Source organism: Shouchella clausii (assembly GCF_002250115.1).
GTDB lineage: Bacteria > Bacillota > Bacilli > Bacillales > Bacillaceae_D > Shouchella > Shouchella clausii.
The window spans coordinates 3,724,136-3,745,772 of the sequence record NZ_CP019985.1; the positions used below are offsets into that span (position 1 = coordinate 3,724,136).

At 41.6% G+C, this 21,637-nt stretch carries 19 protein-coding genes, 1 pseudogene and 1 other annotated feature; of the genes and pseudogenes, 16 read left to right on the forward strand and 4 right to left on the reverse strand.

Annotated elements, in window-relative coordinates; genetic code table 11:
- The first annotated feature begins 248 nt into the window (after window positions 1–248).
- The 6 genes from BC8716_RS18145 (at window position 249) to BC8716_RS18175 (ending at window position 5,751) form a co-directional block, all read left to right on the forward strand.
- Window positions 249–599 (forward strand): SH3 domain-containing protein, encoded by a 351-nt coding sequence (locus BC8716_RS18145; protein ID WP_062746790.1) that lies wholly within the window; start codon window positions 249–251, stop codon window positions 597–599.
- Window positions 600–870: 271 nt separating this feature from the next.
- Window positions 871–1,164 carry a hypothetical protein gene (locus BC8716_RS18150; RefSeq protein ID WP_094427978.1) on the forward strand — a complete coding sequence of 98 codons (294 nt, stop codon included), beginning with the start codon at window positions 871–873 and terminating at the stop codon, window positions 1,162–1,164.
- A 127-nt stretch (window positions 1,165–1,291) separates the two neighbouring features.
- Window positions 1,292–2,812, forward strand: a complete 1,521-nt coding sequence (locus BC8716_RS18155; RefSeq protein ID WP_094427980.1) for a gluconokinase — start codon at window positions 1,292–1,294, stop codon at window positions 2,810–2,812.
- 78 nt (window positions 2,813–2,890) lie between these two features.
- The gene (locus tag BC8716_RS18160; protein WP_062746796.1) at window positions 2,891–3,169 is read left to right on the forward strand and encodes a DUF2564 family protein; all 279 of its coding nucleotides are present in this window, start codon (window positions 2,891–2,893) and stop codon (window positions 3,167–3,169) included.
- 214 nt (window positions 3,170–3,383) lie between these two features.
- Window positions 3,384–3,639 (forward strand) — a binding site (T-box leader).
- 66 nt (window positions 3,640–3,705) lie between these two features.
- Window positions 3,706–4,974 carry an MFS transporter gene (locus BC8716_RS18170; RefSeq protein ID WP_094427982.1) on the forward strand — a complete coding sequence of 423 codons (1,269 nt, stop codon included), beginning with the start codon at window positions 3,706–3,708 and terminating at the stop codon, window positions 4,972–4,974.
- A 216-nt stretch (window positions 4,975–5,190) separates the two neighbouring features.
- Complete coding sequence (locus BC8716_RS18175) at window positions 5,191–5,751, forward strand: class I SAM-dependent methyltransferase (protein ID WP_094427984.1); 561 nt, start codon at window positions 5,191–5,193, stop codon at window positions 5,749–5,751.
- A 158-nt stretch (window positions 5,752–5,909) separates the two neighbouring features.
- On the opposite strand, the gene BC8716_RS18180 is transcribed toward BC8716_RS18175, so the two are convergent.
- The gene (locus tag BC8716_RS18180; protein ID WP_094427986.1) at window positions 5,910–6,218 is read right to left on the reverse strand and encodes an iron-sulfur cluster biosynthesis family protein; all 309 of its coding nucleotides are present in this window, start codon (window positions 6,216–6,218) and stop codon (window positions 5,910–5,912) included.
- 108 nt (window positions 6,219–6,326) lie between these two features.
- Between BC8716_RS18180 and BC8716_RS18185 the strand changes: the two genes are divergently transcribed.
- Complete coding sequence (locus BC8716_RS18185) at window positions 6,327–7,829, forward strand: carboxypeptidase M32 (RefSeq protein ID WP_094427988.1); 1,503 nt, start codon at window positions 6,327–6,329, stop codon at window positions 7,827–7,829.
- Between the two features lie 40 nt (window positions 7,830–7,869).
- Here BC8716_RS18185 and BC8716_RS18190 read toward each other — a convergent pair whose 3' ends face one another.
- The 3 genes from BC8716_RS18190 to BC8716_RS18200 form a co-directional block, all read right to left on the reverse strand.
- Window positions 7,870–8,463, reverse strand: a complete 594-nt coding sequence (locus tag BC8716_RS18190; RefSeq protein WP_094427990.1) for a MarC family protein — start codon at window positions 8,461–8,463, stop codon at window positions 7,870–7,872.
- Between the two features lie 251 nt (window positions 8,464–8,714).
- On the reverse strand, window positions 8,715–9,632 hold the full coding sequence (locus BC8716_RS18195; protein WP_094427992.1) for a helix-turn-helix domain-containing protein: 918 nt from the start codon (window positions 9,630–9,632) through the stop codon (window positions 8,715–8,717).
- Window positions 9,633–10,063: 431 nt separating this feature from the next.
- Complete coding sequence (locus BC8716_RS18200) at window positions 10,064–11,968, reverse strand: BglG family transcription antiterminator (protein WP_094427994.1); 1,905 nt, start codon at window positions 11,966–11,968, stop codon at window positions 10,064–10,066.
- Between the two features lie 155 nt (window positions 11,969–12,123).
- Between BC8716_RS18200 and BC8716_RS18205 the strand changes: the two genes are divergently transcribed.
- From BC8716_RS18205 to BC8716_RS18245, 9 genes and pseudogenes are all read left to right on the forward strand, one after another.
- Window positions 12,124–12,738 carry a YczE/YyaS/YitT family protein gene (locus BC8716_RS18205; protein WP_257253297.1) on the forward strand — a complete coding sequence of 205 codons (615 nt, stop codon included), beginning with the start codon at window positions 12,124–12,126 and terminating at the stop codon, window positions 12,736–12,738.
- 124 nt (window positions 12,739–12,862) lie between these two features.
- A complete protein-coding gene (locus BC8716_RS18210) occupies window positions 12,863–13,177 on the forward strand; it encodes a PTS sugar transporter subunit IIB (RefSeq protein WP_094427998.1) in 315 nt (104 codons plus the stop codon).
- A 2-nt stretch (window positions 13,178–13,179) separates the two neighbouring features.
- Window positions 13,180–14,427, forward strand: a complete 1,248-nt coding sequence (locus BC8716_RS18215) for a PTS sugar transporter subunit IIC (protein ID WP_257253293.1) — start codon at window positions 13,180–13,182, stop codon at window positions 14,425–14,427.
- Window positions 14,428–14,459: 32 nt separating this feature from the next.
- On the forward strand, window positions 14,460–14,819 hold the full coding sequence (locus BC8716_RS18220; protein WP_094428000.1) for a PTS lactose/cellobiose transporter subunit IIA: 360 nt from the start codon (window positions 14,460–14,462) through the stop codon (window positions 14,817–14,819).
- A pseudogene (locus BC8716_RS18225) lies at window positions 14,816–16,256 on the forward strand (glycoside hydrolase family 1 protein). Before BC8716_RS18220 ends, BC8716_RS18225 begins: the two are co-directional and overlap by 4 nt.
- A gap of 90 nt (window positions 16,257–16,346) precedes the next feature.
- A complete protein-coding gene (locus BC8716_RS18230; RefSeq protein WP_094428002.1) occupies window positions 16,347–17,789 on the forward strand; it encodes a glycoside hydrolase family 1 protein in 1,443 nt (480 codons plus the stop codon).
- 248 nt (window positions 17,790–18,037) lie between these two features.
- Window positions 18,038–18,829: a 2,4-dienoyl-CoA reductase gene (gene fadH, locus BC8716_RS18235; RefSeq protein WP_094428004.1), complete on the forward strand. Its 792-nt coding sequence runs from the start codon at window positions 18,038–18,040 to the stop codon at window positions 18,827–18,829.
- Between the two features lie 122 nt (window positions 18,830–18,951).
- Window positions 18,952–19,986 (forward strand): ABC transporter ATP-binding protein, encoded by a 1,035-nt coding sequence (locus BC8716_RS18240; protein WP_094428006.1) that lies wholly within the window; start codon window positions 18,952–18,954, stop codon window positions 19,984–19,986.
- A gap of 76 nt (window positions 19,987–20,062) precedes the next feature.
- A complete protein-coding gene (locus tag BC8716_RS18245) occupies window positions 20,063–21,637 on the forward strand; it encodes an ABC transporter permease/substrate-binding protein (RefSeq protein ID WP_094428008.1) in 1,575 nt (524 codons plus the stop codon).

Consider the following 21,637-nt stretch of genomic DNA (forward strand, 5'->3'; position numbering starts at 1 on the left):
GTCCATTAGTCTGTGTTGAGCCACTTCTTTTATGCATGAAAAAGAGAATGTGGGGTGGGAAAAAGATGGATAAGTTCACTGTTCATGGCATGTACATCGTTTAAGCCGGGTAATAGTAACCACTAGGCAGGGCGTTTTTTGATTGGCCATTTCACATAGATTGTTCGCCACTGTGGAGATGTTTTTTTAATTTTGACGAAATGTTATCTGGCTTCTATAATAAAAAAAAATGGAAGAGGAGTCGTCAGATGTCATTATATATTGTTACTAAAAGGTATCAAACGTGTTATCCTGATCCACTCATTTTAGAAAAAGGCGAGAGCGTCCAATATGGCGAGGAAGATACCGATTACCCAAAGTGGATTTTTTGTGAAGCGGACAAATCGCATAAGAAGGGGTGGGTACCGAAACAATTTTTAACAGTTCCAAATGAAAAGGGAGAGGCCTATTTGTTGGAATCCTATACTGCACACGAGTTGACAGTTGCAGTAGGACAACGGCTTATTGTCAATAAAGAATTAAACGGCTGGCTGTTTGCTCGTACTGAAAAAGGCGAGGAAGGCTGGATCCCAGCTGCCATGCTGTTAAAGCAGCAATAGGCAAAATAGAAACAGCGAATCAATGACCGGCAAGAACTCATTCAAAAATGATGCATAAATAAAACTGCCTGGAATCACGAAGTCCGCTATGTTGATAAACGGGCGCAAACAATAGGTTGTTCGTTGATAGATCCCCCGTGGAGCCACATATGTCTTTCCATGACTGATACGTGTAGCTCTACTTTTCCATCACTTTCCTCATAATTTCACTTACCGTATTTCACATAAAAACAACAAAATAAACAACACTACACCTAAAGGAGTGCACGCTATGCTAGATGGTTCGTGGGTAACAATAAAACGAGGCAATCACACGATTTTAGGGTGGATTGAAAAAAACAAATCCTTTCATTGCAAAGATCCTTTATACCAAACGTACTATTTCCATACGCTTCATCCCGAACGGTCAAAAGCGCCGATTTTAATTTACTATAAAGACATACATAAAGCCGAATTGACGTTAGAAGACGAGGATTACCATGCGATGCAATTACTTGCACTGGAATTGAAAGATGCCAATTGGTTTTCTGAAATAGGGGAGCGGCGAAAAGAAATTCCTTTTTGAAATCCTTCAACTTATGAGATAATCAACAGAAATACTGACCATCTTACCCTACACGTAATTCCCACAAAAGCCGTGACAAAAAAGCGAATTTGCGTAATGATAAGAAGGGAGAGGGGGATTTTTTTTCGTGTATTCAATTGGTTTAGACATAGGCACTACGAGCGCAAAAGCCGTGCTCTATACAGCGAACAATGAAGAAATTTGCGCATGTGAAATTGCCTATCCATTGCTAAAACGGAAGGTAAACTATGCAGAGCAAGATCCAGATGTCGTCGTTGATGCTTGTTTTACAGTCCTTCACCACGTTATAAATAAAGGGCAAATACAAGGAAAAGATGTTTCATTGGTTGCCTTGTCCTCAGCCATGCATTCACTCATCGCCGTTGACCAAAACGGCAAACCGCTGACGCTTGCGATTACTTGGGCAGACAATCGTTGCGCCCCTTTTATAAAAACGTTAAAAGGGACAAGCCAAGGAAGACATTTTTATAAAAATACAGGAATACCGATTCATCCGATGTCTTGGATTGGCAAAATCCACTGGTTACGAGAAAATGAGCGCTCTGTTTTTAAACAAGCGTATAAATTTATCACGATGAAAGAATATTTATGTTTGCGATTGACTGGCCACTATGTGATCGATCATTCAATGGCGAGTGGGACAGGCCTTTATCATTTACGGAAACAAGCATGGGATAAAGACGTATTAGCTTTTCTTGAAATTAGTGAAGATAAGTTGTCTTTGCTCGTGCCCACCACTTACGAATTGCCGCCGCTAACAGCAGAGGCACAAGCGCTGCTTCCAGTTGGAACGGATTGCCGTTTTTTTATTGGCGCAGGGGACGGCGTATTGGCCAATATTGGCGCTGACGCGCTAGAAAAAGGAACGGTTGCGATTACTATTGGGACAAGTGGAGCTGTGCGAACACTTGTAGATGACGTAGTGACGGACGAGTTACAGCGAACATTTTGTTATGCGCTTACAGAAGGAAAGTTCATCGCAGGCGGTGCGACCAACAACGGCGGTATGGCATTGCAATGGTTTATTGACCAATTTTCAAAAGGAATGCAAACGGAAGCAAATGGACGCTCTATCCATGAATTGATTATTAAGTCAGCGGCCAATGTTCCTGCTGGTTCCGAAGGTTTGCTGTTTCTTCCATTTTTAAATGGGGAGCGTGCTCCATTTTGGGACCCGGATGCAAGAGGGACTTTTTTTGGCGTTTCTATGCACCATCAACATGCACACTTTGCAAGAGCTGTAATGGAAGGAGTCCTATATAGCATTTGCTCCGTTGTAAACGCATTGAAGCAATCCCTTGGTACAATCGACCGTGTCCAAGCTTCAGGCGGATTTGCTCGCTCGCCTGAATGGGTACAAATGCTGGCGGATATCATTGGACAAGATGTCTCTTTGCCCCCGTCTCACCATGCTTCAGCGCTAGGAGCTGTTTTGCTTGCCAAACATGCGATAGGAGAACTCGATCTGTTTACCGCAGCAAAAACAGAGAAAAAAGAGCAGGCACTCCTTTTTAAGCCTAACCTTCAGCATACAGAAGTATACCAAGAGCTGTTTGCCATGTATGAACGCCTGTACCAAAAACTAGAAACAGAATTTAGCGCCATTGCAGCCTTTCAAAGTAAGTAAACCGTATTTTTATTATGTTAACTAACTTGAATAAATGGGTATAAATCCGTTCATGCTAGCCATAAAGGAGGCAGCAACATGAACAATTACCCTAAAGATGTATATGGCTACAACGACCTCAAGCAAATTGAACTTGCCATCCAAGCTGCACAACGTGCGGTTGGCCAAGCTACCCATAGCATGGACCCTGACCAACTTGAAAATGCAAATGCGGCATTAAAGCAAGCACGCGAACAATTTACACATGCACTTGCCCACCAGCATAACATGGATAACGCTTTTGCAGCTCATTCATCGGCTTTGCTCGACCAAGCAGCCCATCAATTGCATGAGGCAGAAGAAGACTTGCAAGACTAGGCGGCGCTATCTATGGTCAAATAAGACAAACAACAAAGGGAAAGAGGTCTCATACAATCTTCCACTTTGCGATAGTAGCTAGCTAACATTTTTGCATTGGGATATACCATCGACGACCATTCACTTGAAACAAGGATAATTTGGCTTATAAAGTTCTTTACTTTCCACTTAAAGATTTGCTATGATTGTCTAACATTCATTAAGCGACAATCAAAAAAATGCGATGAAGAGAAGAGTACAACCGGGAATTCTTCAAAGAGAGCTCCAGTTGGTGAAAAGGAGTAAGAATGAATGGTTGGAAGCAAGCCTCAGAGCGGCACATTGGATCCATGTAGGTGATAGTGTGACAGGAGCTCCTGTTATAGAGCTAGGGTATACGTATGGGCTTCATACCGTACCTAATGAGGGTAATATGGTGACATATTGCCAAACTGGGGTGGCACCACGGCGCGCAACAACTCGTCCTCAAGACAACGGTCTTGGGGGTGAGTTTTTTTATTGTCCAAATTTAGATTCTCTAAGGAGTGGAAATAAAAATGCGTATAAAAAAGTTTATAAAGTCGTGGAAATACCCGTCCATTTTATTGTCCAGTATTGGCATTTCCAGTATAGGGGAATGGGTGTATTTTATAGCATTAAATTTAATCGTTCTTGATAGGATGGGCGTAATGGCTGTCTCGGGTCTATATATCCTTCGCGCGTTATCAGCATTATTTACCACCTTTTGGTCAGGTAGTCTAATTGACCGATTAAATAAAAAGCATCTTATAGTATGGTGCGCTATATTCCAAGCAGTGTTTATTGCTGTACTTCCTTCACTATCATCTCTTTGGGCAATATACGGCATTGTCTTCTTAATAAATATAGCTAGTTCCATGTATGAGCCTACATCAATGACTTATATTACGAAGTTAATTCCACAGGACCAAAGAAAACGGTTTAATTCTCTCCGAAGCTTCATTGATTCTGGGGCATTTGTTATTGGGCCTGCTATTGCAGGAATGTTGTTTATGATTGGCACCCCCAATTTTGCGATATACATGAATGCAATTGCTCTGTTTTTATCAGCACTACTCACATTATTCATGCCTAATATTGAAAAAAATGATGTTATTGAAGCGAAAGAAGAAAAAATAAGTTTGACGGTCTTAAAACTTGATTGGCAACTAGTCGTTGATTTTAGTCGTAAACACGTGTACATTATGGTCATTTACTTCCTATTTAGTGGGGTAATGGTTTTGGCAACCGCGATCGATTCATTGGAGGCGGCATTTTCTACAAAAGTGCTTTCTTTATCAGAAAGAGATTATGGATTACTAGTAAGTATTGCAGGTGTTGGCATTATTGTAGGCTCCTTCGTAAACATACTCATTGTTAAAAAAGTAGCTACCTCCTGGCTAATCGGCCTTGGTGCCTTGATGATTTCCATCGGTTATATCATATATGCTTTTTCAACTATTTTTTTAACGGCAGCAATTGGATTTTTTACTTTATCATTTTCGATGGCTTTTATGAATACGGGGTTTTACACATTTTACCAAAACAATGTTCCAGTCAGTGTCATGGGGCGGGTTGGTAGTGTTTATGGTTTCATCGAAGCTTTTTTCATCATTATTGGAACGATTATGTTTGGAATAATGGCCGAATTCATCTCTATTCGCTTCGTCCTTGTATGCGGAAGCCTCCTAATGTTTGTCGTAACGATAATATTGTTTATCTGCAATACACAACCGTCGAAAGCAGCATATTATTCAGAGGAACATGGACTGCAAGCCTCTGACACTAATGAGAGAACGGCAACTTAGCTGCGTTCAAAAAATGGCCTTAAAATAAGGATGGTCACAAATCAATGCCCCATTTGTCGTCAACATGGGGCATTGGGTTTTCCTTTGTTCAACGAGCGTGCAAGTGCCAATGACCGTAAAATAGCTTATCTTTAGACAAAAAAAGTTGACAAAGACTCATGGCTTAATTATAGTTAAAAAAGACTCATAATGTCTTTAATAAAAAGGAGAATGACAATGAATCAGAAATTAACTAGAAAAATAACTAATTTGGAGACGATAAAGCGCCCACCTGCCGATGAGCTGTTTCAGTTTATATCCCTTCATAAAGAGGATACATTATTAGATCTTGGAGCAGGAGTAGGCTATATAAGTCTTCCCATTTCTAAGTATGTAGATGAAGTCATTGCACTCGATTTTGATGAAGAGATTTTAAAGTACTTGGAGACAAAAGCGAAGGAACAAAGCATAACCAATATTAAAACGCTCGTATCAGACTTCAAAGAGATACAACTAGATGACGAAAAAGTCGATAAGGCAGTTGCTTCCATATCGCTTCACGAAGTGAAACCACTTTCGCTTGCATTAGGTGAAATATTTAGGGTTTTAAAAAGCAAAGGCGTGTTTCTCTGTATTGAATTAGAGAAATCAGAGTTATCAACTGGCCCGAGAGTCTCATCGGGAAAGATGAAAGAAGAAATTCTTCGTGCTGGCTTTGATAGCGTCCATACTTTTTATCCTCAAGCTAAAGTGGCTAATCAATCCGTGTATATCATTGTGGCTCAAAAAAATAACTGAAACTTTTCCCGTATTGGAAAAGAGCGTAAGATCAGAAGGGCGATCAATTTGTCTTATAACCGGTATGATAAAAAAGTGTAAAAGCGGGACAGCCCCTAAATTTCGTAAATTTAGGTACCCATTTATAAAACTCTTTGCCTTCTAAATCAACAACCTTGTCACGTTTCCAGTGGATGGTGCAAATCAGCAAAACGTGGCTGCTGGAAGACGATCATCTCCAAATCAGCGTCATAATCAATGGTCATGCCGTCCAAATACCAGAAATCATCTTCTGAAACAGTAAAATAAAGCGAGCCAGATTCGATATAATAGCGGTTATTAAGTTCCTCTTCTCTCATAATACCAACTGAAAAACCGCCAGAGCCGACACCGCCAACACGAACATACAGGCGAAGAATCGCGCCTGCAGGCAATTCCATTTCTTTTTTATAGAAGGAAGCCGCTTGCTTCGATACATGAATGTTCATTTATTTCCACTCCTATCCGTTGTTTAGTGTACCATATCGCTCATAAAATAGTTGTCCAAACGATACAAACCTTGCTATTGTAGAAAATAGAAAGGTGGTTATAAGCAAATGGAAAATGATATCCAAAAGAAGTTTCTTGAATATGTGAAAAAAATCAACCATTATAAGCAAGCGATGGCGCTTATGGCTTGGGATAGTCGTACGGGCGCGCCAAAAGCAGGCGTGCCTCAGCGTGCCGAAGTGCTTGGTACTTTATCAGCTGAAGTGTTTGCTATGTCTGTGTCCGATCAGATGAAAGACATGCTCGCTGCATTGGACAAAGCAACGGATTTGTCAGATATAGTGAAAAAAACAAAGGAACATTGCCAGAAAACATATGACCGCAACACCAAAATTCCTGCTGACGAGTTTAAAGCGTATGTCATGCTGCAATCCACAGCCGAGTCGGTGTGGGAGGAGGCGAAGGAAAAGAACGACTTTGCGATGTTCCAGCCCTACTTGGAAAAACTAGTCTCTTACAACAAAAAGTTTATTGAGTACCGCGGTTATGAAGGGCATCCTTACAACACGCTCCTCGATGATTATGAGCCAGGCGTTTTCACCGATACACTCGACCGAGTTTTTGCAGAGCTAAAAACAGCGTTGATTCCACTTGTGAAAAAGGTGTCTGACGCAAAGAAACAGCCAAATACGGCGCCTCTCTATGCCTATTTCCCGAAGGCAGCCCAAGAAAAACTAAGCCATGCTGTACTAACACATATTGGTTATGATTTTGACAAAGGACGCTTAAATGAAACGGTCCATCCATTTGCGATTGGCATTAACCCAAATGATGTGCGCGTCACAACCAAATACAACGAACATGATTTCCGCGTTGCCCTGCTTGGGACAATCCATGAAGGCGGCCACGCCCTCTATGAGCAAAACATCGATCATGAGTTAATCGAAACGCCTCTATCTGGTGGCACTTCTATGGGTATACATGAGTCGCAATCATTGTTCTTTGAAAAATTTGTCGGCCAATCGCTTCCTTTCTGGAAAAACGTGTATCCTCTTTTAAAACAACATGCTGGCAGCCAATTTGACGATGTCGAGCTTGAGGACTTTTACTTTGCTTTAAACGAATCTAGACCATCTCTCATTCGTATTGAAGCAGATGAACTTACCTATTGCCTGCACATTATTTTGCGCTATGAATTAGAAAAAGGCTTATTTGAAGGGACGATTGAAGTCAAAGATTTGCCACGTCTATGGAATGAGAAAATGGAAGAATATTTAGGCATCCGGCCTGAAAACGATGGAGAAGGCGTTCTCCAAGACGTCCACTGGTCATCAGGTTCCTTTGGCTATTTCCCATCGTATGCACTTGGCTACATTTACGCGGCACAAATGAAACAAGCGATGTTAAACGATTTGCCAAATTTCGATCAATTGCTTGAACAAGAACAGATCGTTGTTATTCGCGAATGGCTGACAAAGCACGTACATCGTTTTGGCAAATTAAAAAAACCGCAAGAAATCATTGCTGACATTACTGGGAAATCGATTGACGCTAAGCCTTTGCTTTCCTATTTAACTGAGAAATACAGCAACCTATACGAACTTTCCTAACAACAAAAAAGATTGCCACCGACGGCAATCTTTTTTGTCTTTATGCTGCTTCTTGTTCAAAAGATGGAAGGATATCAGCAAAGCCCATGACGACCATTTCAATCGCAATCACCGTTAAGGCAACACCAGTTGCTCGTTTCACCAATGATAATCCCTTTTGGCCCGTGCGCCCACGAAGCCAATTGGCAACCAAGAGGGGCACAAGCGATAAAACGAGCACACTCACGAATGCCAAAAAAGTAATCGGCACATAAAACCAGCGGTGATTCTGGTTCTCCGTTAAGCACATGGTTGCTCCGGCAGCGCCCTGGCTAGCAACTGTAGCGAAAATGGTTTTTTGCTTGCTGCGAGAACTCGTTTTCCCTTGCAGCAATTTACAGCCAATCACTAATAAACATAGCCCACAGCCAATCGTAAATGCTTCAATGGAAATGTTATAGAGCAATAACAACAATTGTTCCAGCAGTAACAACGTTGTCAAGGCTCCTAAAACAACAAGGATGGCTTTTGCTGCTTTATGTATTCGCCGAGTATCCCATTTTATATGAGCGAGCCCTAGCCGCACAGAGAGATTGCCTATGGGGTAAAGGATCACAAAAATGGAAACGAACGCGTGGATGAAAAACGACACCATGCCAAACGCTCCTTTTTTATTATGAGTTAGCTGCTCGTAGTTTGCCCTGTTTTTTCTCGGCTATACAGCTAAATTCAAAAAAAAATTAGCGTTTTTAAAGGGAAAGGGGGAAGGGGGCTACAAGCCACTCCTTCCCAAACAAAAGCTCCCCTTTGATACGACGATGGCCCACGAGTTGGAAACTTTCAGCATTAGAATTGGCAATCATACTCTGTTCAAAACCGAAAATCCATAAACATAAACCTTCGAAATTAGTCTTTGCTTCCTTTCCAAGCAGTATAAGCGGTCGTAAATACAGCCGCAGCCGGAAACACTAGCCAGCCAGGATGCCAGGCATCCCAAATAAAACCGATTGCCAGAAAAACAACAATCGTCAATGGCCAAATTACGCCATGAATCCAGGCATGTTTGCTCGATTCCTCATATTTTTCGTTCTCCTTTAAGTAGTCTTCATTGTTTGTAATGAACCGTTCGCCTTCCATTGCTGATCCTGCAATAATGAACAAATACACCGCCAGCGCCCATATAATTGGCATTAGTGCTAGAAGTGGATCTCTTCCTGCATTCCCTGTGTTGTCAGTCAAAAAAGGGATCGCAAGGCTTACTATGATAATTACAATTCCAGTTACAATTAATAATCCATAACGTTTGCGATTGGTCCAGCTTTTCTGTCTAAATGTTTGAATAAAGGATTCATCAAAAACTAATGGCTGTGTTTCAAGCTCTTTATACTCATTTACGGTAAAACCTTGCCACACGAGGATAGCCACTCCAACAGCAACAATCATCATAAACAACACATAGCCAAACGCTTCTTGAACATACATAGGCAATGTGATCGAAGCTATAAGAATAGCTACTCCAAGCGCGATTTTTTGCGCTTTTTGCTTCTTATTCAAAAGATAGGCTTCAACAGCTTCTTGACTGGCATAATAGCCTTCCTCAATCGTTCCTTGTTCTCCATGGGGATGGTCTTCATCTTTTAATAAATAATCGAGCGAAACTTGGAATAACCTGCTCATCTTCACGAGCTTTTCCGTTTCCGGAAAACCTTGACCGTTTTCCCATTTGCTTACCGCTTGTCTGGAGACTTGAAGCTTCTCGGCAAATTCTTCCTGTGACCATCCTTTTTGCGCTCGCATTTTTTTAAGTTTTTGATAAAATTCCATTTTCTTCACCTCCCACCTATCATAAACCGAAAACCTGCAACCTACTACCTACCTGAGGTTGCAACCTTGTCATTTTGCAGTTGCATTTTTCGTTTTTTTGCGTAGCAGCGCTAATTCTTCGGTTGCAAAGACGTAAGAGGGGACGAATAACCGATGGAGAAATGATCGGACGTGAATATCGAATTCCTGAAGTTTCCAGTTCGGGAACTGCTACCATGGTGATTAAAGATGGACAAAGGATGAGAGGAATAGAGCAGGAGAATATGTAGAGATGCGATCTTTCATTGTATAGACATACTATTTATTATGTAAACTAACAATAACCGAAATTAGCCTACCTTCTGAGCAAGACCATTCGATTTGGCTTTAGAAAAGAAGCAAAAGGAAGCCCCAATTTCTTCGTCATAGAGCTGAGAAGTTGGGGCTTCCGCTTATTCGCTCTCGTTTAACAGCTTCATCATCTTGTCCATAAAATCATCATAATCTTTCGCTTTAATTAGCTCATGGACATTTCTCCATTCGGAAAGGATGTTGATTACCCCTTCGAAGAAAGGGCTGAATAATTCACGTTGCTGCTTATTAATTGAAATCATGACAATGACTTGTACTTTCTCTTTTCCCCATGTTACCGGACGGTCGAGGATAATCATACAAATTCCTGTTTTTGTCGCGTCCATGTGCATGGAATGGGGGACAGCTACATTGTTATTAAAGGCAGTGGAGGACATTCGTTCCCTCTCAAGTACTGACTTTCCATACTCTTTGGAGACGTAGCCTTTCTTATGGAGAAGGTTTGACATGAATTCAATATAAGCCTCATCGCTATCAAGATAAACATTTTTCATAAACAACTCTTTATCAAAATACAAATCAAGATACTGTTTCACTTTGCGATTGTGTTTTCGTTTACTTAATTTGTTTAATTGAATTTGAATGTATTCATAGTCTTCTTCTGTCAAGTACGGATGAATAAATACTGATGGGGTTTGTTCATCCTTTATAGGCAATGTGCTAATGATTAGATCGATTTGTTCGAGTAAAGCAATCTCACTTGAGTCAGATAACACCTTGATAATCTCTAAAGAATCATGGAATTTTCTTTCAAGCTTTTGAATGAGTTGTAGACGCATATCATAATAATTTGGACAAATGACTGCACATACAATTTTCTTTTCTAAGTTTTTCTTCCGTTCAAAGTACGAACCGATATGAAAGGCGATATAGGAAATTTCATCTTCCTTAATATGAATGTTTTCCATCAACTGAATTTGATTCGAGATAAACACAGCTAGTTCATAAATAAGAGGGTATGAATCCTTTAATTTATAAGTCAAAGAATTTTTAACCATTTGTTCATTCTTTGCCCGGAAAATTAAATTACGAATATGGAGCGTAAACTTGACGAAAAATTCATCATCGATGATTTCAATAAAGTAGCGTTCATGCACTTTCTTTAACAGTTTCTGCGAAAGGTTTACATAATGTTCATCGACATAATGATTTAAAGAGCTAGATGTTAATGACTGATAATTAAGCAATGTCGTTTTACTTGATAAAAGCAAAATAAAATTGTAGCGTTCCGATTCATTAAAGGAAATACCATATTGATCTTCCAACAAGTCCGCCATTTTATTTGCTGCTTCCGTTTCAGGATTTCTTTTTAATTTGTTCAGATCAGATGAGTGAATCACGGAGTTGTTGTTTTTAATCCGATCGACTGTAATCACAAGGTGGAGGAGAAGATTATTCATAATATAATCGTTGACATACAAATTAAACTCCTCAAGAATGGAAACGATTTCATCTTTTAATGTGAAAACGTCGTAATTCGGAAAAGCATTCTGAACCGCTTTTAAACTTAAAAATTCTCCGGACGTTTCTTGTGAAATAATAAAGCTCATCAGACGGCGCTTTTCTCTTTCTTCGCCTATTAAAATAAGTGTATCTTTCTTATGGCGGATTTTTAAATGGTACGGCTTAATCATTTTATTGGCCTGAACAATGTCATGTTCGATCGACGAAACACTTAAAAACAATTTATCACCTAAATCAAATATATTGAGTCCTTCTGTATGAAGAATCAATTCTTTTAAAATCACTTTAATGCGGTTTATAGGAGACGTATAATGATTGTCTGCTTTCACTTTCTCTCTGCTTACTAGCCGATACCCTTGCGACGAGGAAGCGATCACCAACTGATCTTCATTTATTTCATTGACATATTTTCTGATCGTTCTTGTCGACACTTTGAAGTAATTTGCCAAATTTGTCGCTGTGCACCAATCATTTTTAGACGCCAAGTACTGAATAAAAGCCTCTCTACGATCGTTTTTCATCACTAGGCTCCTTATATAAAATATAGGACTTCTCACTTCATTATAGGTAAAAGCACCACATCGATTCGATTAAAAAAAGTTCCTACAAATAGGAACTTTTTTAGTTGGTTCCTTCATGTCGGGGTGAAATACTGATTTATAAGGGAGAGATGGTAATGAATCAAACGTTAACAAAATATATCCTTGTTGTTATAAGCACAGCTGTGACGGCTTTCGGGATTACTCTCGTTTTAGTGGCGGAAATCGGCGCTGATCCCATAAGCACGTTTTTATTAGGTATGCTACATTTCATTCCGATTCAGTTTGGAACAGGGAGTCAGATTTTTAGTTTGACATTTTTAGTGGTCAATTATGCGCTTAACCGCGACTTTTTTGGAGTAGGAAGTTTGATTTTTAGTATTGGCTGTGGGTATTTCATTAACTTGTTTCTTAGTCTCGATTTACCGGCTATCCTATCGTTGAATACGATCCCGAACTTATTTATTGCCTTGACGGGCATACTGATTTACGGAGTTGGAACAGCGCTTTTTTTATTTACAAAAACAGGAACAGGTCCGCTGGAAGGATTAATGCTCTTTTTTTCTAAGCGCTTCAACGTGACGATCAAGGTAACGAGAATGGCGATTGATGGAATGTTAGTTACTACTGGCATGTTATTAGGTGGTTTGGTTGGTATTGGTACCATCTTTTGTATTTTGTTAACAGGACCAATTATTGAGTTTTCGTTAAAGCTCTTCACTTTCCTTAGAAGTCGAGCAACACAGCCATAGGAAGCCGGATTACCTTTCCTGAAGAAAGTTCCTATCGCTAGGAACTTTTATTGTTGGTTTTGCCAATCAGCAAATGACATACTAAACATGTAAGCGAAACCAATAACGCTCAGGGGGAATAGAAATGACAAAAGTATTACTAATCTGTGGTGCAGGTGCGTCTAGTGGATTCATGGCAAACGCCATTCGTAAAGCAGGCAAGAAAAGAGGAATGGAAATGTCTGTCCAAGCACGAAGCGAGTCGCAATTGTCAGAGTATCTAAATGAAATCGATGTTTTGCTAGTTGGCCCTCACTTAAAATATATGGAAGATGAATTAAGAGAAAAAGTAAGCGGTTATTCGATTAAAGTCTCGGTAATTCCGCAAAACATTTACGGGACATTAGACGGCAATAAAGCGTGTGACCTTATTGCCAACATACTAGAATCGGGTGAATAAAAATGAATAAAATTATGACGTTTATGAACGAATCGTTTACCCCAAAGGTAAATAAAATCACGAAAAATCCTTGGATCTCATCAATCCAAGATGCGGTAATGACGGTTCTGCCACTTATTCTTGTAGGTTCGTTAATTACAATCGTTAGTTTATTGAATAATGTCGCTTCGTGGCTTCCAGATTTCTCACTCATTAACACATTTACATTCGGTCTACTTGGCTTATTCATTGCCTTCTTAATTCCATACTTTATTATGGAAAAAAAGAAACTCGATAATAAAAAGCTAGTAGCAGGCGCAACGGGTCTAGCCCTTTATCTATTTTTACTATCGCCCGTCATCCTGGAGGATGGAAAAATCCAGTTCATCCTCGATCGCTTTGGAGCAACGGGTATGTTCTTGTCGCTGATTGTCGGTTTGTTTGTTGGGTTTGTCCTTGTCCAGTTCTCGAAATACTCATTTTTTTCCGAGGATTCCTCGATACCGGACTTTATCATTGTTTGGTTTGACACACTGATACCGATTACGCTGATTATGCTGTCAGGATGGTTGATTGGCGTTCAAGGAAATATTGATTTCTTTGAAGTGATATTGGCGATTTTTAAACCATTGTCAAGTATTGTTCAAAGCTATCCTGGGTTTGTTTTATCTGTATTCATTCCAGCGTTCTTGTATACGTTTGGTATCAGTGCTTGGGTGATGATGCCGGTCATTTATCCTGTTTATTTATCAGGCCTTGCAGAAAATGCACAAGTAGCAGCGGCCGGAGGAAATCCATCCAATATCGCCATTATGGAAACCCTTTATGCCTTTACAAGTATGGGCGGAGTCGGAACAACGTTGCCTCTCGTCATTATGATGTGCTTCCTTGCAAAGTCGATGCGTATGAAAGCAATTGGTCGGGCGACGATCATCCCATCCGTCTTCAATATTAATGAACCGTTGATGTTTGGCGCGCCAATTGTCTTTAACCCATTTTTAATGATTCCGATGTGGCTTACCGCGATTGTGATCCCAAGTATCACATACTGGGTACTGCATTTAGGCTGGGTAAGCATTCCGACGAAGACATTTTTACTTTGGTATATGCCAATGCCGATTTCTTCCTATTTAGCAACTCAAGATTGGCGGGCTATTATTTTAGCTATTGTATTATTTGTCGTCGCATTTATCATCTTCTTCCCATTTTTTAAAGCGTACGATGTTCAAGAGAAAAAGAAAGAATCAGAGTTAAGTGAAACGGAAGAGTAATTTAACTGAAAAGCAATTAAAGGAGATTGGATATGGTGGATAGAGAACAAGAATTAGAAGCATTGAATTTAATCTCAATGCAAATGATTTTGCATGCAGGCGATGCCCGTAATGATGTGATGGAAGCATTAAAATGTTGCGAAGAAGAAGAGTATGACCGCGCTGAGAAGCTATTAGAAAAAGCCAATAAAGATATCGTAGCATCTCATAAGCTGCAAACAGAAACCGTCCAAAAGGAAGCACGTGGAGAGGAATCGATTTTTTCGCTATTGTTTGCTCATGCCCAAGACACACTCATGACCGTGAAAAGCGAATATGAACTAGCCAAACGGTTGATTCGGGTCTTTAGAAGATTGGATGAAAAAATAGACGGAAAGAGAGGTCAATCATGAGTTCAAATGAAGGGACTTTTCCGAAACACTTTCTCTGGGGAGGGGCGGTTGCCGCTAACCAATCCGAAGGAGCTTTCGCCGTTGGCGGCAAAGGATTTAGCCTAGCGGACACCCACCGCTATCGTTCCAATCAGGATATTACAAAAGTAAGCCATGATTCGGACAGGACGCTTGCACAAATAAAAGAAGCAATTGAAGACAAAGTCGGTTATTACCCAAAAAGGCATGGGATTGACTTTTACCACACGTATAAAGAAGATTTGAAACTTCTTGCTGAAATGGGCTTTAAAACGTTTCGAACGTCGATTGATTGGTCGCGAATTTTTCCAAATGGCGATGAGACAGAGCCAAACGAAGAAGGGCTAAAATTCTACGACCAGTTAATCGATGAAATCAGAAGTCTTGGGATGGAACCAATTATTACAATGCTTCACTATGAAACGCCGTTGAACATTACGCTTCAATATGGCGGTGGCATAATCGCCAAGTCATTGACTTATTCGTCCGTTATGGCGAAGTGTTGCTCAATCGCTATAAAGGCAAAGTAAAGTATTGGATTGTAATTAATCAAATTAATTTAATCTACCACGAATCTTTTCATTCTGTTGCGATTTGCAAAGCCAAGTAGAGAACATGGAAGAAGCGAGGTATCAAGCTGTTCACAACCAAATGGTTGCGTCGGCTCTGATTGTTAAAAAAGCGCGAGAAATAAGTGCTGATTTTCAGATGGGAACAATGTTAGCGGATTGCACCGCCTATCCAGAGAGTTGCCATCCTGATGATATCGTGTTGGCTATGAAACGAAATCGCCTCCAGTATTTTTTTACAGACGTTCAATTTAGGGGCGAGTACCCTCGTTATATGAGACGTTTCTTTCAAGAAAACAAGATTGAACTAAATGAACAAGTGGGAGATGCGCCTATTTTAAAAGCGAATACAATGGATTTTCTCGCCATTTCCTACTATTACTCTTCCATGGTTTCAGCAAAAAAGAATGGGATGAGTCCGATCGACGTAAGCAAAAACCCACATCTTAAAGCCAATCCATGGGGCTGGGCCGTTGATCCAAAAGGCTTGTATCACGCATTATGTCAATACTATGATCGTTACCAAGTGCCGATCATGATTGCAGAAAATGGTTTTGGCATGTATGACAAGCTCGAGGATGGCAAGGTACATGATGATTATCGTATCTCCTATCTTGCAGAGCATATTGCACAAATAAAAGAAGCGATTAAAGACGGCGTTGAAATATTTGCTTATTGCGCATGGGGACCAATTGATATTGTTAGTTGCTCTTCAGCTGAAATGGAAAAACGTTATGGCTTTATCTATGTCGATATCGACAACGAAGGAAACGGCTCACGGAAAAGAATAAAAAAAGACAGTTTTTATTGGTATCAAACCGTGATTGAAACAAACGAAGAGACGCTTTGAAACAAGGATGGGTTGCATATACAGCTGAGCTTGCCTCGCTAGCAACGCACATGTAGATGACTGACGCAATCATTAAAGGAGGCAATGAATATGAGAAAAAACCCGGACACATTCCCGAAGAATTTTTTATGGGGAGGCGCGATTGCGGCAAACCAAGCGGAAGGCGCTTATTTAGAAGGCGGAAAAGGACTTTGTGTAGCAGACATTAACAAGTTTACGGATCGCGTGGATATTAAGAAAAAAGCCAATTTGGAACTAACAACAGAAGACATACAGTCGGCCATCGAAGACAAAGAAGGCCACTATCCAAAACGGACAGCCATTGATTTCTACCATCGCTATAAAGAAGATTTACGCATGCTTGCAGAAACGGGGATGAATTCGTTCCGTACATCGATTAACTGGGCACGTATCTTTCCGAATGGCGATGAAGCCGAACCGAATGAAGAAGGGCTAAAATTCTACGATAATCTCATTGATGAGATTATTATAAACGGAATGGAACCATTGATCACTGTTTCCCATTATGAAATGCCGTTGCATTTAGCGACTGAATACAATGGATGGTATAGCCGAAAAACAATTGATTTTTTTGTTCGTTACTGTGAAGTGTTGTTTAATCGTTATAAAGACAAAGTAAAGTATTGGATTCTCGTCAACCAAATTAACCTAATTACGTTTGAATCCTTTAATCATCTCGGCATTCCAGCAGATCGTGTCGAAAACTTATTGGAAGCCAAATACCAGGGAGCACACAATGAGCTCGTTGCTTGTGCAAGAGCAACGAAAATAGCCAAAGAAATAAATCCCGACATGCAAATCGGCATGATGCTTTTTGACGCCATTTCTCACCCTGCCACTTGCAAACCGGAAGATGTACTGGCAACGGTCAAACGCAATCAAATGGAATACTATTTCTCTGATATTCTCATGCGTGGCAAGTATCCAAATTATGCGTTCCGCTTCTTTGAAGAAAATAATCTTGATATTCAATTCGGTGAAAACGATGAGGAAGATTTCAAACATACAGCCGATTTCTTTAGCTTCTCTTATTACTATACACGGATCTCTGATGCAGAGAGCGTCAAGCAACTGAACTCTGCAAAATTAAATCCAGAGCTGAAAGCAAGCGACTGGGGCTGGTCGATTGATCCGGTCGGATTAAGAACAGCTTTAAATTTGTACTATGACCGTTACCAAAAACCGATTATGATTACCGAAAACGGCATCGGCGCTTTTGACAAAGTTGATGAAAACGGGGAAATCCATGACCCGTATCGTATCGATTTCCTTAAACGCCATATTGAACAAATAAAAGAAGCAATTAAAGATGGTGTGGAAGTAATTGGCTACTACCCGTGGGGGCCAATCGATATTGTCAGTTGCTCCTCATCCGAAATGTCGAAACGGTATGGCTTTATCTATGTCGATAAGGATGATTATGGAAATGGAACGCTTGAGCGGAAGAAGAAAGACAGTTTTTATTGGTACCAAAAGGTCCTTGCCACAAATGGAGAAGATTTAGGTTCTTAAATGACTGTGTGTCGATTGTCATCGGCATTCAGTGCGGATGTTCCCGTTATCATCATTGCAACCATGAAACCATCATAGAAACAGACAAGCCGGTTACACCTTAGTGGTGTTAACCGGCCATTTTTGTCTTTCGACGCCAACACGACGTTAAATCCCTCGTTTCTGAGCCATATCTCTTCCATTATCGAGTCGCATTTAGCATAATAAAAGAGAGAGGAAGCCGACTTGCGAGAAGGAAGGAGGCCGTTATGGACAAGCCTGTCCTATTAATTACAGGTGGAAGCAGTGGTATGGGCAAAGCAATTGCTAAACAGTTTGCCGAGGAAGGAGCGTTTGTTGCCATTTGTGCACGAAATGGCGACAAATTAACGCAAGCCAAACAGGAAATTGAAACATTCCCTGGTCAAGTGGCGACCTATGAAGTCGATGTGCGGAACCGGGCTGATGTCGAAAAGATGGTAACAGCGATTTACGAATCGCTCGGACCATTGACCGGAGTCGTCAACAATGCGGCTGGGAACTTTTTATGTCCAGCTGAAGACTTGTCCGAAAATGGTTGGAAAGCGGTCATTGACATCGTTTTACATGGAACGTGGCATGTCACGCAAACAGTTGGAAAGCGCTGGATTGCTGACGATACAAAAGGGTCGATCATCAACATTGTCGCCACCTATGCATGGACAGGCGGCCCAGGAGTCGTCCATTCAGCCAGCGCCAAAGCGGGCGTCCTAGCGATGACGAAAACGTTGGCCGTCGAATGGGGAAGCCAGTATGGGATACGGGTCAATGCGATTGCACCCGGCCCGATTGAAAACACAGGCGGCGTAGAAAAACTGCTTCAAGATGAGCATGCTCATGCTAAAGCGGTAAAAAGCATCCCCCTTAACCGCTTTGGCAAGGCGACAGAAGTGGCCAAACTTGCTTCGTATTTGTTGTCTCCAGATGGGGCTTACATTAACGGCACTTGTATCACGATTGATGGGGGTCAACACATTGGCCAGTCTGGCTTTCAAACGGGCGCTGCCACATTTCGCACGTAACCACAACCCGCAGGGGCAACCTTGCGGGGATTGTTCATTCCTCGGAAGGGATGCTGTGGTTAAAAAAAACAAAATCGGGTATAAACTAAAAAGCGCCTAATCATAAGGGGGAGAAGTATAACGTGATTGCCTTTGAGCAAGTCTCTAAAGTATATGCCGACGGCACAACAGCTGTAAACAAGCTCTCCTTTAAAGTTGAAAAAGGGGAATTCTTTGTGTTAATTGGCCCGAGTGGCTGTGGGAAAACCACAACCCTTAAAATGATTAATCGTCTAATTGAACCTTCTTCTGGCGCGATTTTCATTGGCGGCCAACATACTGCTCATGCAAACATTCATGAACTGCGCTGGAACATTGGTTATGTTTTACAACAGATCGCGTTATTTCCGAATATGTCTGTGGCAGAAAACATTGGGATTGTGCCAGAAATGAAACAATGGAAAAAGTCGACGATTGAAAAGCGCGTCGATGAATTGCTTGATTTAGTTGGACTTGAACCTAAGATTTACCGAGAGCGCATGCCAAGTGATTTATCCGGCGGTCAACAACAACGTGTTGGCGTGGCGCGAGCACTTGCGGCTGATCCGGATATTTTGTTAATGGACGAGCCGTTCAGCGCCCTTGACCCGTTGTCGAGGAGCCAGCTCCAACAAGATATTAAAGCATTGCAACAAACGATTCAGAAAACAGTTGTGTTTGTCACACACGACATGGAAGAAGCGGCGAAACTCGGCAGCCGCATTGGGGTGATGGAAAAAGGGGAAATCGTGCAAATTGGTTCGGCCCAGGAACTAAGGGAAAATCCGCGTACAAGCCTTGTGAAAGAAATGATGGGACGGACAATCTCCCCTGGGAACTTGCCACTAAAAGACGTGATGATGCCTGTCTACAAAAGCGCCTACGTAAAAGAAAGAGCGAACACGAATCAAGCCGAGTTGCAATATGAAATCAACGATAAGCAGGAACTAATCCGCGCTTTTTATCATGGCGTTTTGCTTGATGACCCGTTGACTTTAAATCGGGACAGCACGCTTGAGCAAGCGTTTGAAGCTTTACAAAAACAAGGAGTGCCAGCCCTTCCAGTCAAGGAAGGAAATCACCTAATTGGCACCATTTCTTATGAAGACTTGGCTAAACTGAGCCTAAAAACACTTTAATTTAGCACTGTCCGCGTGCATACAAAATGGGGAAGAACTGCTAGCTTAAGCAGGACAGCGTTCGCGCGCTTTAAGCATGCATCACAAAGATATGGCTACCTTTTGGACATCTAATATGAACCTTTTTCAAGAGCGTTCAGATTTACTAATACGCGCATTTTGGGAACACATTCAATTGTCGCTTGCTTCCTTGCTAATTGCAGTGGCGATTGGCGTGCCACTAGGGATTTTGCTTACTCGTTACAAACGAATATCAGAGTGGGTGATCGGCACTGCAGCCGTCTTGCAAACGATCCCATCGCTCGCCTTGCTTGGCTTTTTAGTCCTTTTTGTCGGGATTGGCACGACTCCGGCCATCATTGCGCTTACTGCCTACGCGTTACTGCCGATTTTGCGCAATACATATACAGGAATTAAAGGCATTGACCCATCCCTGATCGAGGCGGCGAAAGGAATGGGCATGAATTCATACCGCCGTTTGCTGAAAGTAGAGCTACCCATCGCCATGCCAACTGTCATGGCAGGCATCCGTACATCAATGGTTCTGATCGTCGGCACTGCCACCCTGGCAGCGCTTGTTGGCGGCGGCGGACTTGGGCAAATCATTATGACCGGTATTCAGCGGACAAGCAATGAATACATTTTATTCGGCGCTCTTCCAGCTGCGTTGCTTGCGCTAGCACTCGATTTTGTGTTGCGTTTCAGCGAGAAGCGAGCAGCGCATGCACAAGGAACAACGTATAAACCCCTTGCGAGCGTGCTCCTTGTTGCCATTGCCATCGTCGCGATTTCGCCGATCGCTTCCTTTATTCAAAGCGATGAACCAGATTTAGTTATCGGCGGAAAACTTGGCCCTGAACCACCAATCCTCGCCAATATGTATAAACACTTAATTGAACAAGACACCGACCTTACGGTTGAAGTGGTGGCCCCTCTTGGTGAGACAAGCGTGAACTTCAACGCCTTACGTGTAGGAGATATTGATCTCTATCCAGAATTTACAGGGACCGTTCTTGGTGATTTGTTAGGAACAGAAGATTTCAGTTATCATGAACGGACATCCTACGAACAAGCACGCGATGGCCTCCTTGCTGAATACGGCGACGTGTTGCTTGAGCCGATGGCCTTTCAAAACACGTATGCGCTGGCGATGCCACGGGAACAGGCTGAACAACTCAACATCAAGAAAATAAGCGATTTGAGCCCTTACGCTACTAAACTTCACGTCGGTTTCAGCTTTGAATTCATGGACAGACAAGATGGCTATCTTGGTTTTGAGGAAGCGTATGGCTTTTCGTTTGAACACGTCACATCGATTGACGTTTCCACTCGCTACCAAGCGATCGCAAACGAGAGCATAGACGTAAGCGACGTTTTCTCGACAGACCCGCAACTTGTCCAGTATGATATGGTTGTTCTAGAAGATGACCAGTCGTTGTTTCCGCCTTACCAAGCAGCACCGCTAGTAAGCAAAACCGCGATTGAAGAATATCCTGAATTGGAGTCGATTTTAAACCAACTCGCCGGCCTTGGTTCTGTCGAAGAAATATCTGAATTGAACTATCGCGTGGACATTAACGACGAAGATCCTTATCAAGTAGCAGGCGAGTTTTTGCAAGAGAAAGGCCTACTGAAAGACGAAAAGGAGTGA

Coding starts and splice junctions, on each gene's coding strand:
- BC8716_RS18145 (WP_062746790.1), top strand. CDS start 249: ATGTCATTATATATTGTTACTAAAAGGTATCAAACGTGTTATCCTGAT.
- BC8716_RS18150 (WP_094427978.1), top strand. CDS start 871: ATGCTAGATGGTTCGTGGGTAACAATAAAACGAGGCAATCACACGATT.
- BC8716_RS18160 (WP_062746796.1), top strand. CDS start 2,891: ATGAACAATTACCCTAAAGATGTATATGGCTACAACGACCTCAAGCAA.
- BC8716_RS18170 (WP_094427982.1), top strand. CDS start 3,706: ATGCGTATAAAAAAGTTTATAAAGTCGTGGAAATACCCGTCCATTTTA.
- BC8716_RS18175 (WP_094427984.1), top strand. CDS start 5,191: ATGAATCAGAAATTAACTAGAAAAATAACTAATTTGGAGACGATAAAG.
- BC8716_RS18180 (WP_094427986.1), bottom strand. CDS start 6,218: ATGAACATTCATGTATCGAAGCAAGCGGCTTCCTTCTATAAAAAAGAA.
- BC8716_RS18185 (WP_094427988.1), top strand. CDS start 6,327: ATGGAAAATGATATCCAAAAGAAGTTTCTTGAATATGTGAAAAAAATC.
- BC8716_RS18190 (WP_094427990.1), bottom strand. CDS start 8,463: ATGGTGTCGTTTTTCATCCACGCGTTCGTTTCCATTTTTGTGATCCTT.
- BC8716_RS18195 (WP_094427992.1), bottom strand. CDS start 9,632: ATGGAATTTTATCAAAAACTTAAAAAAATGCGAGCGCAAAAAGGATGG.
- BC8716_RS18200 (WP_094427994.1), bottom strand. CDS start 11,968: ATGAAAAACGATCGTAGAGAGGCTTTTATTCAGTACTTGGCGTCTAAA.
- BC8716_RS18205 (WP_257253297.1), top strand. CDS start 12,124: ATGAATCAAACGTTAACAAAATATATCCTTGTTGTTATAAGCACAGCT.
- BC8716_RS18210 (WP_094427998.1), top strand. CDS start 12,863: ATGACAAAAGTATTACTAATCTGTGGTGCAGGTGCGTCTAGTGGATTC.
- BC8716_RS18215 (WP_257253293.1), top strand. CDS start 13,180: ATGAATAAAATTATGACGTTTATGAACGAATCGTTTACCCCAAAGGTA.
- BC8716_RS18220 (WP_094428000.1), top strand. CDS start 14,460: ATGGTGGATAGAGAACAAGAATTAGAAGCATTGAATTTAATCTCAATG.
- BC8716_RS18230 (WP_094428002.1), top strand. CDS start 16,347: ATGAGAAAAAACCCGGACACATTCCCGAAGAATTTTTTATGGGGAGGC.
- fadH (WP_094428004.1), top strand. CDS start 18,038: ATGGACAAGCCTGTCCTATTAATTACAGGTGGAAGCAGTGGTATGGGC.
- BC8716_RS18245 (WP_094428008.1), top strand. CDS start 20,063: ATGCATCACAAAGATATGGCTACCTTTTGGACATCTAATATGAACCTT.